Source organism: Agrococcus sp. UYP33, from assembly GCF_054060915.1.
Map to the genome: position 1 here is coordinate 1,871,346 of NZ_JBSSDR010000001.1, position 18,214 is coordinate 1,889,559.

At 74.2% G+C, this 18,214-nt stretch carries 20 protein-coding genes; 16 read left to right on the forward strand and 4 right to left on the reverse strand.

What is annotated here, in order from left to right; genetic code table 11:
- Window position 1 precedes the first annotated feature (1 nt).
- Genes ACVWW9_RS09175 through ACVWW9_RS09185 form a run of 3 tightly spaced genes read right to left on the reverse strand, consistent with a single transcriptional unit; the run spans window position 2 to window position 2,927 of the window.
- On the reverse strand, window positions 2–808 hold the full coding sequence (locus ACVWW9_RS09175) for an ABC transporter ATP-binding protein (RefSeq protein ID WP_456515237.1): 807 nt from the start codon (window positions 806–808) through the stop codon (window positions 2–4).
- A complete protein-coding gene (locus tag ACVWW9_RS09180) occupies window positions 805–1,938 on the reverse strand; it encodes an iron chelate uptake ABC transporter family permease subunit (RefSeq protein WP_456515238.1) in 1,134 nt (377 codons plus the stop codon). The genes ACVWW9_RS09175 and ACVWW9_RS09180 overlap by 4 nt, the downstream gene beginning before the upstream one ends.
- On the reverse strand, window positions 1,935–2,927 hold the full coding sequence (locus ACVWW9_RS09185; RefSeq protein ID WP_456515239.1) for an ABC transporter substrate-binding protein: 993 nt from the start codon (window positions 2,925–2,927) through the stop codon (window positions 1,935–1,937). Before ACVWW9_RS09185 ends, ACVWW9_RS09180 begins: the two co-directional genes overlap by 4 nt.
- Before the next feature lie 285 nt (window positions 2,928–3,212).
- On the opposite strand from ACVWW9_RS09185, the gene ACVWW9_RS09190 reads away from it, so the two are divergent.
- The 16 genes from ACVWW9_RS09190 to ACVWW9_RS09265 all read left to right on the forward strand — a co-directional run bounded on the left by ACVWW9_RS09190 (window position 3,213) and on the right by ACVWW9_RS09265 (window position 17,678).
- Entirely contained in the window at window positions 3,213–4,061 is an 849-nt protein-coding gene (locus ACVWW9_RS09190; RefSeq protein WP_456515240.1) for a nitrilase-related carbon-nitrogen hydrolase, read from the forward strand.
- Between the two features lie 10 nt (window positions 4,062–4,071).
- Window positions 4,072–5,508, forward strand: a complete 1,437-nt coding sequence (gene hydA, locus ACVWW9_RS09195; protein WP_456515241.1) for a dihydropyrimidinase — start codon at window positions 4,072–4,074, stop codon at window positions 5,506–5,508.
- Window positions 5,509–5,551: 43 nt separating this feature from the next.
- Entirely contained in the window at window positions 5,552–6,568 is a 1,017-nt protein-coding gene (locus tag ACVWW9_RS09200) for a TIGR03842 family LLM class F420-dependent oxidoreductase (RefSeq protein WP_456515417.1), read from the forward strand.
- Window positions 6,569–6,572: 4 nt separating this feature from the next.
- Entirely contained in the window at window positions 6,573–7,442 is an 870-nt protein-coding gene (locus ACVWW9_RS09205) for an ABC transporter permease (RefSeq protein WP_456515242.1), read from the forward strand.
- The gene (locus ACVWW9_RS09210) at window positions 7,439–8,254 is read left to right on the forward strand and encodes an ABC transporter ATP-binding protein (protein ID WP_456515243.1); all 816 of its coding nucleotides are present in this window, start codon (window positions 7,439–7,441) and stop codon (window positions 8,252–8,254) included. The genes ACVWW9_RS09205 and ACVWW9_RS09210 overlap by 4 nt, the downstream gene beginning before the upstream one ends.
- Window positions 8,251–9,036 (forward strand): ABC transporter permease, encoded by a 786-nt coding sequence (locus ACVWW9_RS09215; RefSeq protein ID WP_456515244.1) that lies wholly within the window; start codon window positions 8,251–8,253, stop codon window positions 9,034–9,036. Before ACVWW9_RS09210 ends, ACVWW9_RS09215 begins: the two co-directional genes overlap by 4 nt.
- A 74-nt stretch (window positions 9,037–9,110) precedes the next feature.
- Window positions 9,111–10,286 (forward strand): ABC transporter substrate-binding protein, encoded by a 1,176-nt coding sequence (locus ACVWW9_RS09220; protein WP_456515245.1) that lies wholly within the window; start codon window positions 9,111–9,113, stop codon window positions 10,284–10,286.
- A 66-nt stretch (window positions 10,287–10,352) separates the two neighbouring features.
- Window positions 10,353–11,657 carry an aminotransferase class III-fold pyridoxal phosphate-dependent enzyme gene (locus tag ACVWW9_RS09225; protein WP_456515246.1) on the forward strand — a complete coding sequence of 435 codons (1,305 nt, stop codon included), beginning with the start codon at window positions 10,353–10,355 and terminating at the stop codon, window positions 11,655–11,657.
- A 99-nt stretch (window positions 11,658–11,756) separates the two neighbouring features.
- On the forward strand, window positions 11,757–12,485 hold the full coding sequence (locus ACVWW9_RS09230) for a Type 1 glutamine amidotransferase-like domain-containing protein (protein WP_456515247.1): 729 nt from the start codon (window positions 11,757–11,759) through the stop codon (window positions 12,483–12,485).
- Complete coding sequence (locus ACVWW9_RS09235; protein ID WP_456515248.1) at window positions 12,482–13,192, forward strand: uracil-DNA glycosylase; 711 nt, start codon at window positions 12,482–12,484, stop codon at window positions 13,190–13,192. The genes ACVWW9_RS09230 and ACVWW9_RS09235 overlap by 4 nt, the downstream gene beginning before the upstream one ends.
- A gap of 1 nt (window position 13,193) precedes the next feature.
- Entirely contained in the window at window positions 13,194–13,781 is a 588-nt protein-coding gene (locus ACVWW9_RS09240; protein WP_456515249.1) for an N-acetyltransferase family protein, read from the forward strand.
- Window positions 13,782–13,888: 107 nt separating this feature from the next.
- Window positions 13,889–14,293 carry a hypothetical protein gene (locus ACVWW9_RS09245; protein WP_456515250.1) on the forward strand — a complete coding sequence of 135 codons (405 nt, stop codon included), beginning with the start codon at window positions 13,889–13,891 and terminating at the stop codon, window positions 14,291–14,293.
- Between the two features lie 53 nt (window positions 14,294–14,346).
- Complete coding sequence (locus ACVWW9_RS09250) at window positions 14,347–15,351, forward strand: DUF1648 domain-containing protein (RefSeq protein ID WP_456515251.1); 1,005 nt, start codon at window positions 14,347–14,349, stop codon at window positions 15,349–15,351.
- 52 nt (window positions 15,352–15,403) lie between these two features.
- Window positions 15,404–15,799, forward strand: a complete 396-nt coding sequence (locus ACVWW9_RS09255; protein WP_456515252.1) for a hypothetical protein — start codon at window positions 15,404–15,406, stop codon at window positions 15,797–15,799.
- Window positions 15,796–16,227, forward strand: a complete 432-nt coding sequence (locus tag ACVWW9_RS09260) for a hypothetical protein (RefSeq protein ID WP_456515253.1) — start codon at window positions 15,796–15,798, stop codon at window positions 16,225–16,227. The genes ACVWW9_RS09255 and ACVWW9_RS09260 overlap by 4 nt, the downstream gene beginning before the upstream one ends.
- Window positions 16,224–17,678 (forward strand): amidase, encoded by a 1,455-nt coding sequence (locus ACVWW9_RS09265; RefSeq protein WP_456515254.1) that lies wholly within the window; start codon window positions 16,224–16,226, stop codon window positions 17,676–17,678. The genes ACVWW9_RS09260 and ACVWW9_RS09265 overlap by 4 nt, the downstream gene beginning before the upstream one ends.
- A 37-nt stretch (window positions 17,679–17,715) precedes the next feature.
- Here ACVWW9_RS09265 and ACVWW9_RS09270 read toward each other — a convergent pair whose 3' ends face one another.
- Window positions 17,716–18,192: a hypothetical protein gene (locus ACVWW9_RS09270; protein WP_456515255.1), complete on the reverse strand. Its 477-nt coding sequence runs from the start codon at window positions 18,190–18,192 to the stop codon at window positions 17,716–17,718.
- Window positions 18,193–18,214 lie beyond the last annotated feature (22 nt).

Below are 18,214 nucleotides of genomic sequence, written 5' to 3' on the forward strand. Positions count from 1 at the left end.
CTCATGCCGTCAGCCTCCGATAGCGGATGGCGACGCCGTCCGGCGCCGCGTCGATCGTCGCCTCGACGCCGTACACCGAGCGGATCCGCTCGGCCGTCAGCACCGCGTCCGGGCTGCCCTCCGCGAGCACCCTGCCGCGGTCGACGAGCACGACCCGGTCGGCGTGGGTCGCGGCGAGCCCGAGGTCGTGGACCGTCATGACGACCGGCCGGTCCTCGGCGAGCCTGCGCACGAGCGCGAGCAGCTCGAGCTGCCAGGCGACGTCGAGGTGGTTCGTCGGCTCGTCGAGCAGCAGCGCGCTCGGCTCGCCGACCGCCGGGCGCTGGGCGAGGGCGCGCGCGAGGTGCACGCGCTGCAGCTCGCCGCCGGAGAGCTCCCCGAGCTGCCGCTCCGCGAGCCCGGTCGCGCCGGCATCCGCGAGCGCGGCCTCGACGAGGCGATCGTCGCCCAGCGAGAACCCGAGCATGCGGTGGTGCGGCGTGCGCCCCAGCCGCACGGCCTCCCGCGCCGTCAGCTGCGGCACGGCATCCGTCGACTGCTCGACGAGCGCGATGCGGCGCGCGCGCTCGCGGACGGGCAGGCCGTCGAGCCGCGCGCCGTCGAGCAGCACGCCGCCGGCGTGCGTCGCGCGCTCGGGCAGCACCCCGGCGATCGCGCGCAGCATCGTCGACTTCCCGGCACCGTTCGGGCCGACGAGCGCGGTGATCTGCCCGGCCGGCGCCGACCAGGTCGCGTCGTCGACGAGCGCGCGTCCGCGCACGGCGACCGAGAGCCGCTCGACGGCCAGGCCGTGGCGCGCCCCGCTCACGACCGCACCCGGCCGGTGAGCATCAGGGCCGCGAAGACGGGTGCGCCGATGAGCGCCGTCACGATGCCGACCGGCAGCTCGCGCGGGTCGAAGGCGGCGCGGGCGACGGTGTCGGCGACGAGCAGCACGATCGCGCCGGCGAGCCCGCTCGCAGGCAGCAGCAGCGCGTGCGACGCGCCCACGAGCAGCCGCACCGCGTGCGGCACGACGAGGCCGACGAAGCCGATCGCACCCGAGACCGAGACCAGCGCGCCGGTGACGAGCGCGCATGCCACGAGCAGCACCCAGCGGGTGCGGCGCACGTCGACGCCGAGCGCACCGGCGGTGCTGTCGCCGAGGGCGAGCGCGTCGAGCAGCCGGCCGCTCGCGAGCAGCGGCAGCGCGAGCGCGGCGCCGACGAGCGCGATCGTGGCGCTCGACCAGGAGGACGCCGCGAGCGAGCCGAGCAGCCACGCGAGGATCTCGCGGAACGCGTCGCCGTCGGCGCGCCAGAAGATCACGAGGCTCACGACGGCGCTCGCGGCGGATGCCACGACGACGCCCGCGAGCACGGTCCGGGTGGGGGTCGCCCCGCCCGCGGCGCCGGCGAGGCCGAGGGTCACGACGAGGGCGAGCAGCGCGCCGGCGAACGCGGCGGCGGGCAGCACCGCACCGCCGAGCGCGCCGAGGCCGGTGCCGAGGCCGGTGACGAGCACGAGCACGGCGCCGACCGAGGCGCCGGACGAGACGCCGAGCAGGTAGGGGTCGGCGAGCGGGTTGCGCACGAGCGCCTGCATCACGGCCCCCACGATCGCGAGCCCCGCGCCGACGGCCGCGGCGGCGAGGATGCGCGGCAGCCGCAGGTCGACGACGATCGCGTCGCCGACGGCGCCGAGCGGGCTCGCGCCCACGCCGAGCCGGGCGGCGATCGCCGCGAGCGCATCGGCGGGCGCGACGCCCGCGACCCCGATGCACGCGGCGGCGACGCCGAGCGCGAGCAGCAGCGCGCCGAGCGCCGGCAGCAGCCAGCGCCGCCGGCGGCGGGCGGTCACGGGCGATCCGGCCGCTCGCTGCTCCGCGCGCGACCGGGGGCTCCCGGTCGCGTCCGCGCTCGTGGCGTCGGCGCTCGTGCCGTCCGCGATGCGGGTCATCCCAGCGCCATCGCCCGGACGCCGTCGACGACGAGCCCGACCGCGTCGACGGAGCCGACGCCCGCCTCCGCCATCGGGAACGGCACGACGACGAAGCGGCCCTCCCGCACGGCATCGAGCTGCGCCGTCGCGGGGTTCGCCCGCAGCCGCTCGATCTTCGACTCGGCGGTGTGCCACGCGGCGTCGACGAGCACGATCACGTCGGGGTCGCTCGCGGCGAGCGCCTCCCACGACATCGTCGTCCACGGCTCGGCGACATCGGCGGCGACGTTCTCGAGCCCCGCCGACTCGAGCACGAGCTGCGGGGCACCGGAGCCGCCGCCGACGTAGGGCGCGTCGTCGCCCGACGAGTACCAGAGCGCCGTGGCCTCGGTGCCGTCGTCCCCGAGCGGCTCGATCGCGTCGAGCGCCGCCCGCTGCTCGTCGGCGAGGGCCGCGCCCGCGTCGGGCACGCCGAGCACGGTGCCGGCGTCCTCGAGCTCGCCGAGCAGCGCATCCCACGTGAGCGGCGCGACGTCGACCGACCGGCACGCGGCGGGGGAGACCCACGTCGTCACGCCGAGGTCGTGCAGCGCGGCGCGGTCGCCCGCCGCCTCCGGTGCGAACGCCGACTCCCAGCCCGCCACCACCGCATCCGGCTCGAGCGCGAGCACGGCCTCGCGCGACGGCATGCCCTCGATCGTCGGCGGCGCCTCGCCGTCCGCCATCTCGAGCGGCCCGTCGAGGAAGGCGGTCGAGACGAGCGCATCGCCGAGGCCGAGCGCGACGACGAGCTCCGCAGCGGTCGACTTCACGGCGAGGATGCGCTCGGCGGGCTCGCTGCGCGGCGCCACGTCGATGCCGCAGTCCTGCACCGCGGCGGCCTGCGCGGCCGCGCCGGCCGTCGGGTCCGCCGTCGGGCCGGCTGCGGGGCTCGTGGACGCGCAGCCCGCGAGCACGAGCAGCGGCACGGCGGCGACGACGACGAGAGGACGAAGGCGGAAGGGCATCGGCGGGGCTCCTGGGCAGGCTGGCGCGAACGGTCTGCGGTCCGCGCGCGGAGGTGATGCCCGGCGCACCACCATGCTACGCCCGCGGCGGGGACGCATCCGTCCGGCAGCTCCGACCCCCGCCTCCGACCGCCCCGGTCTCGAGCGAGACAGCAACCTTCGGGAAACACCCGCGAAACGGCGGGAATGCAGAGTCCTCTTGACGGTGGCGCCCACAGGGCCGGAGAGTGCTCCTCACGGGGGCCAGCGTCGGCCGTCGTCCACGCGAGGAAGTCGAGGAAGAGCATGACCACGGTTCGTGCAGCGATCACCCAGACCACCTGGACCGGCGACAAGGCATCGATGCTCGATCGCCACGAGGCGTTCATGCGGGAGGCCGCGGAGCAGGGTGCGCAGATCATCTGCTTCCAGGAGCTCTTCTACGGCCCCTACTTCGGCATCACGCAGGACAAGCAGTACTACGCCTACGCGGAGCCGGCCGATGGCCCGATCGTGCAGCGGTTCGCCGCGCTCGCGAAGGAGCTCGGCATGGTCGCGATCCTCCCGATCTACGAGGAGGAGCAGACCGGCGTCTACTACAACTCCGCCGTCGTCGTCGATGCCGACGGCTCGATCCTCGGCACCTACCGCAAGCACCACCTGCCCCACCTCGACCGCTTCTGGGAGAAGTTCTACTTCCGTCCCGGCAACCTCGGCTACCCCGTCTTCGACACCGCCGTCGGCAAGGTGGGCGTCTACATCTGCTACGACCGGCACTTCCCCGAGGGCTGGCGCGAGCTCGGCCTCGCCGGCGCGCACATGGTCTTCAACCCGAACGCCACGAAGCCCGGGCTCTCGAACCGGCTGTGGGAGGTCGAGGGCCCTGCGGCGGCCGTCGCGAACGGCTACTTCGTGCTGCAGCCCAACCGGGTCGGCCGCGAGGACAACGAGTACGGGGAGCTCGCCGTCGACTTCTACGGCACGAGCCAGGTCATCGACCCGCGCGGCAACTTCGTCGGCGACTGCGGCGCCGAGGGGCACGAGGAGCTGCTCGTCCGCGACCTCGACCTCGACGTCGTGCGGCAGATGCGCGACGACTGGCAGTTCTACCGGGACCGCCGCCCCGACTCCTACACGCGGATCGCGAAGCCATAGGGGCGCCGCCATGACCACCACGCTCATCCGCGGCGGCACCGTCGTGTCGGCCACCGGCAGCTCCCTCGCCGACGTGCTCGTCGACGGCGAGACGATCCGCGCCGTGCTCGCCCCCGGCAGCGAGCTGCTCGGCGTCGACCTCGCCCGCTCCGTCGACCACGTCATCAATGCGACCGGCAAGTACGTCATCCCCGGCGGCATCGACGCGCACACCCACATGGAGCTGCCGTTCGGCGGCACCGCCGCGAGCGACACCTTCGAGACCGGCACGCGCGCCGCCGCCTGGGGCGGCACGACCACCATCATCGACTTCGCGGTGCAGACGTACGGGCAGCGGATCGAGGACGGCCTCGCCGCGTGGCACGAGAAGGCGGCCGGGAACTGCGCCATCGACTACGGCTTCCACCAGATCGTCGGCGACGTCAACGAGGCGTCGCTCACGGCGCTCCGCGGCCTCGCCGACGAGGGCATCTCGAGCTACAAGCTGTTCATGGCCTACCCGGGCGTGTTCTACTCCGACGACGCGCAGATCCTCAAGGCGATGCAGGTCGCGGCCGACACCGGGCTCATGACGATGATGCACGCCGAGAACGGGCCGGCCATCGACGTGCTCGTGCAGCAGCTGCTCGCGCAGGGCAAGAGCGACCCCTCCTTCCACGGCGTCGCGCGCGCCTGGCAGATGGAGGAGGAGGCCACGCATCGGGCGATCATGCTCGCGAACCTCACCGGCGCGCCGCTCTACGTCGTGCACGTGAGCGCGAAGCAGGCCGTCGCGCAGCTCGCCGCGGCCCGCGACGCGGGGCAGAACGTCTTCGGCGAGACGTGCCCGCAGTACCTCTACCTCTCGCTCGAGGAGCAGCTCGGCGCCCGAAGCGACGAGTGGGGCGACTTCGAGGGTGCGAAGTGGGTCTGCTCGACGCCGCTGCGCTCGAAGCACGAGCACCACCAGGACGAGCTGTGGAGCGCGCTGCGCACGAACGACATCCAGATGGTGTCGACCGACCACTGCCCCTTCTGCATGAAGGACCAGAAGGAGCTGGGCCGCGGCGACTTCTCGAAGATCCCGAACGGCATCGGCTCCGTCGAGCACCGCATGGACCTGCTCTACCAGGGCGTCGTCGACGGCCACATCTCGCTCGAGCGCTGGGTGGAGATCACCGCGACGACCCCCGCGCGCATGTTCGGCCTGTACGGCAGGAAGGGCGTCATCCAGCCCGGCGCCGACGCCGACATCGTCGTCTACGACCCGGCGGGCCACACGTCGATCGGCGTGGAGCAGACGCACCACATGAACATGGACTACTCCGCCTGGGAGGGGTTCGAGATCGACGGGCACGTCGACACCGTGCTGAGCCGCGGCCGCGTCGTCGTCGACGACCGGCAGTACCTGGGGCGGGCCGGCGACGGCTCGTTCGTGAAGCGCGGCCTGAGCCAGTACCTGCTGTGATGCGCATCCCTGCGGCGAGACCCGCGCGACGACGAGGAGCATGATGGAGTTCGGCGCCGTCTTCCAGACCAACCCGCCCGCGAGCCGCTTCGTGCAGCTCGCCCAGCTCGCCGAGGTGCACGGCTTCAGCCACGTGTGGTCGTTCGACAGCCACGTCCTGTGGCAGGAGCCGTACGTGATCCTGTCGGCGGCGCTCGCGGCGACGCGTCGCGTGACCGTCGGCCCGTTCGTCACGAACCCGGCGACCCGCGACTGGAGCGTGACCGCCTCGACGTTCGCGACGCTCAACGAGATGTACGGCAATCGCACCATCTGCGGCATCGGCCGCGGCGACTCCGCGGTGCGCGTCTCCGGCGGCCAGCCGACGACGCTCAAGGAGCTGCGGCAGGCCGTGCACGTCATCCGCGAGCTCGGCTCGAGCCGCGCCGTCGAGGTCGGCGGCGTGACGCTGCGGCTGCCCTGGTCGCACGGCTCGGAGCTGCCGGTGTGGGTCGCCGCCTACGGCCCGCTCGCGCTCAAGCTCACGGGGGAGGTCGCCGACGGCTTCATCCTGCAGCTCGCCGACCCCGAGATCACGAAGTGGATGATCCAGCGGGTGCGCGACGCCGCGAGCGACGCGGGGCGCGACCCGATGTCGATCAAGATCTGCGTGGCCGGTCCCGCCTACGTCGGCGACGACCTCGACCACCAGCGCGAGCAGTCGCGCTGGTTCGGCGGCATGGTCGGCAACCACGTCGCCGACATCGTGGCGAAGTACGGCAAGGGCAGCGCGATCCCCGAGGATCTGGCGAGCTACATCGAGTCTCGCTCGGGCTACGACTACAACAGCCACGGCAAGGCCGAGAACGACCACGTCGACTTCGTGCCGGACGCGATCGTCGACCGGTTCTGCGTGCTCGGCACCGCCGACGACCACATCGAGAAGCTCACCCGGCTGCGCGAGCTCGGCGTCGACCAGTTCGCGGCCTACGTCATGCACGATGACAAGGAGGAGACGCTCCGCCAGTACGGCGAGCGGATCATCCCGGCGCTCCGCGAGACCGCCAAGGCGAGGTCGTGACCGCATGAGGGCTCGGGGCGCGCGACCGCTGCTGCTCGGAGCCCTCGGCGCGCTCGGGCTCGCCGGGCTCTGGGAGCTGTACAAGGCGCTCGGGCCGGCGGAGGGCGTCGCGCTCGGCGGCACGGTGCTGCTGCCGCGCACGACCGACCTGGCGATGCCGCACGTGTGGGAGTCCGTCGCCCGCGCCTTCCAGCCCGCGACCGGCGCCGCGGGCGAGCTCGTCGTCGTCGCCGTCACCCGTGCCGCGGGGCAGACGCTCGGCACCGCCGCGATCGGGCTGCTGCTCGGCGCGATCGTCGGCGTGCTGCTCGCGCTCGTCATGCAGCGCTTCCGGCTCGCCGACCGCGCAATGCTGCCCTGGCTCATCCTCAGCCAGACGGTGCCGCTCATCGCGCTCGCGCCGCTCGTCGTCGCGTGGGGCGGGCGGCTCGAGCTCGGCGCTCTGCAGTGGGAGCGGTGGATGAGCGTGGCCGTCATCGCCTCGTACCTCGCGTTCTTCCCGATCGCGATCGGCACGCTGCGCGGGCTCCGCGCGCCCGAGCAGGAGCACCTCGACCTGTTCCGCGCGCAAGGCGTCGGCTGGTGGGGCACGCTGCGGTTCCTCCGGCTGCCCGCCGCCGTGCCGCAGCTGCTGTCGTCGCTGCGGCTCGGCGCCGCGACCGCCATCATCGGCACCGTCGTCGCGGAGGTGTCGACGGGCGCGCGCGGCGGCATCGGCCGGCTCATCGTCGAGTACGCGCAGTCGGGCTCCTCGGATCCCGCGAAGGCCTGGGCGCCGATCGCGGGCGCCGTCGTCATGGGCCTCGTCGCGGCGGGCATCGTCGCGCTCGCGGGGCTCGCGCTCCGCGACTACCGGAGAGCGGAGGCGCGATGAGCGCGGTCGAGGTGGCGGACGTCACGAAGGTGTTCGAGACGAGGGCCGGGAGGGCGGCGAGCACCGTGCGCGCGCTCGACGCGGTGAGCCTCACGGTCGCGGAGGGAGAGTTCGTCGCCCTCATCGGGCCCTCCGGCTGCGGCAAGTCGACGCTCATGCGGCTCATCGCCGACCTCGACGAGCCGAGCGCCGGCGAGGTGCGCGTCTTCGGCATGCCCGCGCGCCAGGCGCGGCTCGAGCGCGCCTACGGCATCGCCTTCCAGCAGTCCGGCCTGCTGCCGTGGCGCACCGTGCGCGCCAACGTCGAGCTGCCGCTGCAGCTGCACGGCGCATCCGCCGCCGACCGCCGCGCCCGCGCCGACGAGCTCATCGAGCTCGTCGGGCTCGCCGAGTTCGCCGACCGGCACCCCGACCAGCTCTCCGGCGGCATGCAGCAGCGCGTCGCGATCGCCCGCGCGCTCGCCGAGCACCCGCGGCTGCTGCTGATGGACGAGCCGTTCGGCGCGCTCGACGAGATGACGCGCGAGCGGCTGCAGGGCGAGCTGCTGCGCATCCGCGCCGAGACCGGCGCCGCCGTCGTCTTCGTGACCCACTCCATCCCGGAGGCCGTCTTCCTCGCGGACCGGGTGGTCGTGATGAGCCCGCGGCCCGGTCGCATCACCGAGGTCGTCACGGTCGAGCGCGCGCCCGTCGCGAGCGCCGCCGATGACGCGGTGCGCGAGACGGATGCGTTCTTCCGCTCGGTCACGGCCGTGCGGGAGGCGCTGCACGGCCGGGAGGGCGCCGCGCCGCGCGGGGCGGAGGCACGATGACCGCAGCGCACTGGACCGACCGCGGCTGGGTGCGGATCGCCGCGCCCGCGGCGCTCGGCGTGGCCGCGCTCGCGCTCTGGGAGGTCGGCGTGCGGGCGCTCGAGATCCAGCCCTACCTGCTCCCCGCGCCGAGCGCGATCCTCGCCCAGCTGCAGGCGGCGATCGCCGGCGTCGCGCAAGCGGCGCTCGCGACCGGCAGGAACGCGCTCGTCGGGCTGCTGCTCGGCGCGGTCGTGGCGGTCGTGGTCGCCGCGCTCGCCGCGCGCGTGCGCTGGCTCGACCAGGTCGTCGCGCCGCTCGTCGCCGCGATCGCGGTCGTGCCGATCGTCGCGCTCGCGCCGGTGCTGCAGACGATGTACGGCGCGACGAGCGAGATGCCGCGCATCATCGTCGTCGCGATCGCCTCGTTCGTGCCGATCTTCATCACCACCCTGCGCGGGCTGCGCCAGGTGCGCCCCGTGCACCGCGACCTCATGCGCGCCTACGGGGCGAGCGGCTGGCAGGCGACGCGGATGGTGACCATGCCAGGCGCCGTGCCCTTCGTCTTCGCGGGGCTCACGATCGCCTCGTCGGTCGCGGTCATCTCCGCGATCGTCGCCGAGTACTTCGGCGGCCTGCAGAACGGCCTCGGCAGCCGCATCGCGAGTGCCGCGGCCCAGTCCGGCTACGCCCGCGCCTGGGCGTACGTCGTCGCCGCGATCGCGCTCGGCTTCATCTTCTACACCGTCACGCTCCTGCTCGAGCGTCTCGCGAGCCGCTGGGCCCGCATCCCCGTCGGCTGACGCGCTCGCGCGCCCAGCCCGATCCGCACGTCAGCACCAGCACCTGCACCACCCGCACACCCGAGGAGCCCACCATGCACCGTTCCGCACCGCCGTCGCCGTCCCGCACCCGCCGCCGCGCCGTCCTCGCCGCCGCCGCAGCCGTCGCATCCGCCGTGCTCGTCGCCTGCTCCACGGGCGCCGCACCCACCGAGTCCGAGAGCGCCGGCGCCGACGGCGAGCTCACGCCCGTGACCCTGCAGCTGCAGTGGTTCGCGCAGGGCCAGTTCGCCGGCTACTACGCGGCCGTCGACCAGGGCTTCTACGAGGCGGCCGGGCTCGACGTGACGATCACGGAGGGCGGCGCCGACATCGTGCCGCAGACCGTGCTCGCCGACGGCGGCGCCGACTTCGCGATCGCGTGGGTGCCGAAGGCGCTCGCGAGCCGCGAGCAGGGCGCGATGATCACCGACGTCGCGCAGATCTTCCAGCGCTCGGGCACGCTGCAGGTGTCGTTCGCCGACGCCGGCATCGACTCGGTCGAGGACCTCGCCGGCAAGAACGTGGGCTCGTGGGGCTTCGGCAACGAGTTCGAGCTGTTCGCCGCGCTCACCGAGGCGGGGCTCGACCCGATGACCGACGTCACGCTCGTGCAGCAGGCCTTCGACATGTCTGGCCTCCTCGCCGGCGACATCGACGCCGCGCAGGCGATGACGTACAACGAGTACGCGCAGCTGCTCGAGAGCGTCGACCCCGAGACGGGCGAGCTCTACACGGCCGACGACTTCTCGGTGCTCGACTGGAACGACGTCGGCACCGCGATGCTGCAGGACGCCATCTGGGCATCGAGCGAGCGGCTCGAGGACCCGGAGTTCGAGGCCACCACGGTCGCGTTCATCAAGGCGTCGATCGAGGGCTGGCTCTACGCGCGCGACAACCCCGAGGAGGCGGCGCAGATCGTCGTCGACGCGGGCAGCCAGCTCGGTGCCTCGCACCAGCTGTGGATGGTGAACGAGACGAACAGCCTCATCTGGCCGTCCGAGGGCGGCATCGGCATGATCGACGAGGATGCCTGGGAGCAGACGGTCGACATCGCGATGAGCACGCGCAACCAGGACGGCGCGACGGTGCTCACCGCCGCCCCCGACGACGGCGCGTGGACGAACGAGTACGTCGAGCAGGCGCTCGAGCAGCTCGAGGCCGAGGGCGTCGACGTCACCGGCGACGACTTCTCGCCGATCGAGGTCGAGCTGCAGGAGGGCGGCCAGTAGCGATCGGTAGAGTCCGGAGCGACCCTGCGACCTGCGACCCCACGACTTCGTGACCGAGGAGCGACCATGACGAGTCCCGACCCCGACGGCGAGCGCGCCCGCGAGCTCGACCGGCTGATCCTGCACTCCTGGTCGAAGCACGGCACGACGAACCCGTTCGCGGTCGCGCGCGGCGAGGGCGTGCGGCTGTGGGACCACGACGGTCGCGAGTACCTCGACTTCTCGAGCCAGCTCGTGAACACGAACATCGGCCACGCGCATCCGCGGGTCGTCGAGGCCATCCAGCGGCAGGCGGCGGAGCTCGCGACCGTCGCCCCGGCCACGACGAACCTGCGGCGCGGGGAGGCGGCCGAGCGCATCCTGTCGACGATCGACGACATGGCCGCGGTGTTCTTCACGAACGGCGGTGCGGATGCCGTCGAGAACGCCATCCGGATGGCGCGCATCCACACCGGTCGCGCGAAGGTGCTCTCGCACTACCGCTCGTACCACGGCAACACCGGTGCGGCGGTGAACGCGACCGGCGACCACCGCCGGGTGGGCAACGAGTTCTCGACCGGCCACGTGCACTGCTTCGGCCCCTTCCTGTACCGCTCGGAGTTCTGGGCGGAGAGCGAGGAGCAGGAGTGCGAGCGGGCGCTGCAGCACGCGCGGCGCGTGATCGAGGCGGAGGGGCCGTCGACGTTCGCGGCGATCCTGGTGGAGTCGGTACCCGGCACCGCGGGCATCCTGGTGCCGCCGGCCGGCTACCTCCAGGGGCTTCGCGAGCTCGCCGACCGGCACGGCATCGTCCTCATCCTCGACGAGGTGATGGCGGGCTTCGGCCGCACCGGCCACTGGTTCGCGCACCAGCACGACGGCGTCCGCCCCGACCTCGTCACGTTCGCGAAGGGCGTGAACTCCGGGTACGTGCCGGTCGGCGGCGTCATCATGGCCGAGCACATCCTCGACACCTTCCGCGAGCGGGCCATCCCCGGCGGACTGACCTACGCCGGCCATCCGCTCGCGGCGGCGTCGATCGTCGCGTCGATCGACGCGATGCGCGAGGAGCGGATCGTCGAGCACGCCGCGCACCTGGGCGCCGACATCCTCGGGCCGGGGCTCGCGGCGCTCGCGGAGCGGCACGCCATCATCGGCGAGGTGCGCGGGCGCGGCTGCTTCTGGGCGCTCGACCTCGTCGCCGACCGCGCCACGCGCGAGCCGGTCGACGCATCCGTCGTCGCGCAGCTCAAGGGGCTCCTGATGGAGCGGGGCTACGTGCCGTTCGCCGCCGACAACCGCCTGCACGTCGTGCCGCCGCTCGTGATGGGCGACGACGACGCCCGCGCGGGCCTCGCGATCCTCGACGAGGCCTTCACCGCCCTCTCGTGAATCCTCAACGGAGCAGCTGGTGACGCGAGGGCACTATCCCCTCGTGCAGCCAGTCGCTCCGTTGAGAGTTCCCCGCGAGGGACTGGCAGACTCGGACGCATGAGCATCCATCTGCTGGGCGGCGGCGACGCCGACGACGAGTCGCGCTGGACCGGCCGCTTCGTCGCCGAGGCCCGCGAGCGCGCCGAGGGCGCACCCGTGATCGTGGTCGTGCTGTGGGCCGCGGATGCGGCCGAGGGCGAGGCGTGGCACGACGACTACCGCGCCGACCTCGTCAAGCTCGGCGCGGGGGAGGTGCGCATCGTGCAGCTCACCGCGGAGCGCACGCTGCTGCCGACCGACCTCGGCGGCGCCGACGGCATCTTCATCGGCGGCGGGCTCACGCCCGGCTACCACGCGGCCGTCATGCCGGCCGCCGACACCATCCGCGGGCTCGTCTCGACCGGCGTGCCCTACGCGGGCTACTCCGCGGGCGCGATGATCGCCGGCGACGTCGCGCTGCTGGGCGGCTGGCGCATCGGCGGGGTGCCCGTCGCGGCACAGGCCAACGCGGAGGGCCTCGACGACGTCACGCTCGACGCGGGCCTCGGGCTCGTCGACCTCATCGTCGACGTGCACGCGGCGCAGTACGGCAACGTGTCGCGGGCGATCGCGATCGTGGCGGCGGGCCTCGCCGACCGGGTCGTCGCGATCGACGAGTGCACGTCGCTCATCGTGGGTGCCGGTGGCCTCGAGGTCGCGGGTGACGGCAGCGTCTGGACCGCCGACCGCGCCGGCGACACCGACCGGGTCACGGTCGCCGTGCTCGCCGCAGCTCCCGCGGCATGACCGTCGCGCCGCTCGGCGAGCTCGTCGACGTCGGCTGGGCCGAGGCGCTGGCGCCCGTCGAGCCGGTCGTCCGCGAGCTGGGGGAGCGGCTGCGGCGCGAGACCGCGGAGGGCCGCCCCTACCTGCCAGCGGGCGACGCGGTGCTGCGCGCGTTCCGGCAGCCGCTCGACGCCGTCCGGGTGCTCATCGTCGGCCAGGACCCGTACCCGACGCCCGGGCACCCGATCGGGCTGTCGTTCGCGGTCGAGCGGCACGTGCGGCCGCTGCCGCGCTCGCTGCAGAACATCTACCGCGAGCTGCACGACGACCTGGGGATCGAGCCGGCACCGCACGGCGACCTCTCCGCCTGGGCCGACCAGGGCGTGCTGCTGCTCAACCGGGTGCTCACCGTCGGCGCGGGCGTCAGCGACTCGCATCGCGGCTGGGGATGGGAGCAGGTGACCGAGGCCGCGATCCGAGCGCTCGTCGCGCGCCGAGGCTCGGACGGCGAGCCGCTCCCGCTCGTCGCGATCCTGTGGGGCGCGAAGGCGCAGCTGCTCGCGCCGCTGCTCGGAGAGACGCCCGTCATCGCCTCGGCCCACCCGTCGCCGCTGTCGGCGAGCCGCGGGTTCTTCGGCTCGCGGCCCTTCTCGCGCGCGAACGCGGCGCTCGAGGCGCAGGGCGCCGCCCCGATCGACTGGCGCATCCCCGCCGAGGGCGAGGCCTGACGTGCTGCCCGAGGAGTACGAGCGCCGTCGCCGGCTGCCGGCGCACCTGCGCGAGCCCGAGCACCGCGAGCCCGACTTCGCGTTCACGATCCGGCCCGTCGCTGCGGCCGACCTGCCGGTCGTGCGCGACATCTACCGCCACTACGTGCTGAACTCCACCGTCACGTTCGACGAGCGCCCGAAGACGCTCGGCCAGTGGCGGCGCAGCCTGCGCGAGGCGACCGAGCTGCAGCTGCCCTTCATCGTCGCCGAGAGCGCGACCGGCGCGATCCTCGGCTACGCGCTCGTGCAGCCCTGGAAGCAGCGCAGCGCCTACCGCTACACGGTGGAGTCGTCGGTGTACCTCTCGCCGGCGGCGACCGGCCGCGGCCTCGGGCACGCGCTCATGGAGGCGCTCATCGAGGCGACCAGAGCACGCGGCGTGCGCGAGATGATCGCCGTGATCGCCGACCAGGGCGCCGACGCGTCGATCCGCCTGCACGAGCGGCTGGGCTTCGACGAGATCGGGCGGATGGGCCGGGTCGGTCAGAAGTTCGGGCGCGAGCTCGGCATCGTGCTGCTGCAGAAGTCGCTGCGCAAGAAGCGCTGACGCGCGTCCGTGCCGCGACAGCCGCCCTCTGACGCGGATTGCGGGCCGCCGCCACCCGGAGGATGCTGGCCCCAGCGGCGGTGCCGCGCCGTCGCGGGGAGGCATCCATGACCGCCGTCCAGCACCGTGACCACGCTCATCGCGCGCACCCCGGCTTCGCGCTCGCCGTCGGTTGGGCGGCGGCCGTCGCCGTCGTCGTCGGCGTGGCGAGCGGCGCCCTGATCGCGCTCGCGGCGATCCCCGACCTGGAGGCGCTCGCGGTCGGCAGCGGCTACGGCCTGATCCCGGGGGTGCTCGCCGCCGTCGGCGTCGTCGTGGCGCGCCGGGAGCTGACGCACGGCGTGCCGCACTGGCGCGCAGTCTCGATCGTCGTGCTCTCGGTCGCCTGCGCGACCGGGCTGCTCTTCGCGCTCACGCAGATGGCCATCGAGCTCGCCCCGGTGGGGGTGCTGCTCGGCGCGTGGACGTCGCTCGTGGCCACCAGCATCGGCCTGCTGCGGTCGCGCCGCTGAGGCTCGCCGTCGCGCGCGCCGAGGGAGCAGCCGTCGTCCGAGAGGATGGGGGCATGGACCGGGCGCGCGTGTGGCTCGCGGCGCTCGTGCTGGCGCTGCCGCCCTCGGTGATCGCCGCGACCTGGGCGGCGCTCGCCCCGCGGCTGCCGGCCTCGATCGCGACGCACTGGTCCGACTCCGGCGTGGCCGACGGCATCTCGCCGACGGTGCCGACCGCCGTGACGCTGCTGTCGATCACCGGCGCGATGCTCGTCGCCGGGCTCGTGCTCGCAGCCGTGCGGCTGTCGAGCCGCACCCGGGCGACGCTGCTCTCGCTGCTCGCGGCCGTCTCGGGCATGCTCGCCGCGGCGTGGGTCGTCTCGGCGGTCACGACCGTCGAGGCGGGCAGCGCGCAGGAGGCGGTGCTCGGGCCGTGGCTCGCGCTGCTGCTCGGCGCGGTGCTGCTGCTGCTCGTGCCGTGGCTCATCCACCCGCGCGACGACCGGGTGCCGCACCTCGACGAGCCGGTGCTGCCGCTCGCCCCCACCGACGAGCGCTCCTGGCGAGGCGAGGCGCGCTCGACGCCGTTCCTGCTGCTCGGCATCGTCCTCGCCGTCGGCAGCGTGCTCGTCGCGGCCGTGCTGCCGATCGCGGGCCCGTGGCTGTCGATCCTCGTCGCGGGCGTGCTCCTCGCCGGTGCCGCGATCGCGCTCGCGCTCGCGCGCATCCGCGTCACGGTCGACGCCGACGGGCTGCGGGTGCGCGGCGCGCTCGTGATGCTGCCGCTGCGCACGATCCCGCTCGCGCGCATCCGCGTCGTCGAGGCGCACGAGATCGAGCCGCTCGGGTGGGGCGGATGGGGCTACCGCGGCCTCCCGGGGCACCTCGCGATCGTGCTGCGGCGCGGCCCGGGCATCGTCGTCACCACGCGCGAGGGGTCGAGGTTCGCGGTGACGGTGCACGACGCGCAGCAGGGAGCGTCGACGCTCGCCGGCCTCGTCGCTCGCGCGAGGGATGCCGAGCGCGGCGTCGGCGGCGCTGGCAGCGATGAGGAGCAGGGTGACCGCGACGAGCCGTAGCGCGCCGCGGTCGGCGGTCGCCCATGTCACCGCGCGGTGCCACGATGGCTCCGTGACGGAGTTCGAGGACTGGCGGAAGACGCGCGAGCACACCGACGCGCAGGTGGCGGCGGCCGCGAGCGACCCGAGCGCGACCGTGACCGACCTCGGCCCGGGGTTCTGGATGGTGTCGGTCGCGGGCGCGACGCGCGGCTTCATCGTGCAGGTCGAGGTGCGCGACGAGGTGCGCTTCGAGGCCCGCCTCCGGCACGTGAACCCAGGTCAGGGCACCCGCATCGGCGAGTACTGGGAGTTCGACAAGGCGATCGCGGCGATCATCGCCGAGCCGTCGCGCTTCGTCGGCCGGGACCCGTTCCGCGAGCTGACGAACTACGCGAGCCGCGACCAGATGCGGGAGCGCGCCGAGCGCAAGCGGCTGCAGCGCCGGGCCGGCAGGTACTTCGGGTGACCGCGGGGGCACGCGCCGCGGCGCCGTTCCGCTGGCGGCTCTGGCAGGTGGCGCTCTGGGCGGTCGGCATCGCGGCGGTGCTCGCCGAGGCGGTCGTGCTCGCCGCCGCCGTCGAGACCGCAGCCGGCACCGACGTCGTGCTCTGGATCTCGATCGCCCTCTGGTCGCTCCTGCTGGGCGCGGTGCTCGGTGCGGTGATGGCGATGCTCGCCCTCATCCTGCGCGCCCTCGCCGGCAGCGCACCCGTGGCGCTGCTGCGCTGGCTGCTCGGCATCGCCGGCGGGCTCGCGACGAGCGCCGCCCTCGTGTGGGCGACGAGCGCGGCCGGCCAGCCGCTGCGCGTGCTCGTCGCGCTCGCGGTCGGGGCCGGCACGGGCTGGGTCGCGCAGCACATCACCTTCGCGCGGCGACCGGCGGCGGACGCGTGAGCGCGATCCACGAGCTGGGGGCGCTCGACCTGTGGCGGCTGCTGCACGCGCGCCAGCTGAGCGCCGTCGAGGTCGCCGAGCACTTCCTCGACCGCATCGACCGGCTCGACGAGGCCAACGCGATCGTGCACGTCGACGCCGAGCTCGCGCTCGCCCGTGCACGGGCGATCGACGACGCCGACGACCGCACCGGGCTCATCCACGGCCTGCCGTTCGCCGACAAGGACCTCACGCGCCGCGCCGGGCAGCCGGCGTCGCTCGGCAGCCGCTGGCAGGCGGGCGTCATCGCCGACGTCACCGATCCGGTCGCGAGCGTGCTCGACGCCGCGGGCGGCGTGGTGCTCGGCCGCACAGCCGCACCCGAGCTCGGCTTCGCCGGCTACACGCGCTCCGCGCTGCACGGCCCGACGACGCTGCCTGGACATCCCGGCCTGCATGCCGGCGGCTCGTCCGGCGGCGCCGCGGCCGCGGTCGCGCAGGGGCTGCTGCCGTTCGCGCCCGGGTCCGACGGCGGCGGCTCGATCCGCATCCCCGCCGCCACGTGCGGCCTCGTCGGGCTGAAGCCCACGCGCGGGCGCATCCCTGCGAACGGTGGCGTCGGCCAGGTCGGCGGGCTGGTCACGGCCGGCGCGATCGGGCGCTCGGTGATGGACGTGGCGCTGCTCACCGACGCCCTCATCGGCCGGGTCAACGGCGTGACGCCGCACGCGCTGACGCTGCGATCGCCCGAGCGCGACGACGGCTCGCTGCTCGCGGCCGCCGTGCGCGGCGAGGGGCGCTTCCGCATCGCGGTCATGACGGGCACCCCGTGGGACGCGAGCCACGACATCCGCATCGCGCCGGAGGCCGACGACGCGGTCGCGACAGCGATCCGCGCGCTCGAGGCGTTCGGCCACGAGATCGGCGAGGTGGCGCTGCCGGATGCGTCGGGGTTCCTCGGCGTCTCGGGCTACGCGGAGGCGTTCACGGCGCTGTGGCGCGGCGGCGCGGCCACCGTGCCGATCCCGCGTGAGGACCGGCACCTGCTCGAGCCGCTCGCCCGCTGGATCATCGAGACGAGCGACCACCTCACCGCGGGCGGCCTCGCGACGGCGCAGCTGTGGGCGACCGAGCTCGAGCGGCGGGTACTGGCCGCGTTCGCGCCCTGGGACGCCGTGCTCACGCCGGCGACCGCGCTCACGCCGAGGCCGCTCGACTGGTACCCGCAGGACGGCGAGGCCGACTTCGACGCGCAGGTGCTGCACACGCCGCACACCTCGTTCGTGAACATGGTGGGTCTCCCCGCGATCGCGCTCCCCGTGCACCGCACGGCGCCGACCGCCGACGGCGTGCCGATGGGCGTGCAGCTCATCGGCCGCCCCGGCGAGGAGGCGACGCTGCTGGCGATCGGCCGCCAGCTGGAGCGCCGCATCCCCTGGACGCAGCGCATCGTCACAGCCATGCGCCCCTAGCCGTCTTCTCAACGGAGCAGCTGGCAGCGCGAGGGCACTATCCCCTCGCGGTGCCAGCCGCTCCGTCGAGATCCCTGCGGGGCTTGGGGAGGTAGCCGCCCAGCTCGAGGCCGGCCTCGACCTCGAAGCGGTTCTGCAGCGCGTCGGCGCCCGCGGCGACGTACATCGGGATGAACCACAGCCCGTACCGCTCCCACTGCCGCCGGTGCACGTCCTCGTGCTCCAGGATGTCCGGGGTCACCGCGTCCTTGGTCAGGAACACCGAGCCGACGGTCGTGCCGCCGCGGCCGAAGGCCCAGCTCGGCAGGCCCGAGACGACGGTGAGGTCGCCGACCTGCCGCTCGTCGCCGCCGAGGATGCGCCCCCACAGGCGCGCCGCACCCGTGGCGATGCGGTGGCCGACACGGGCGACCGGGGGAGCGGTGAGCGCGCGGAAGGCTGGCCCGGATGCTGTCCGGCCGGCGACGCCGAGCCGGCGCCCGGCACGCGCGAGCGGGGTGTCGGAGGAGGTCATGGCGACGACCGTACTCGGATGC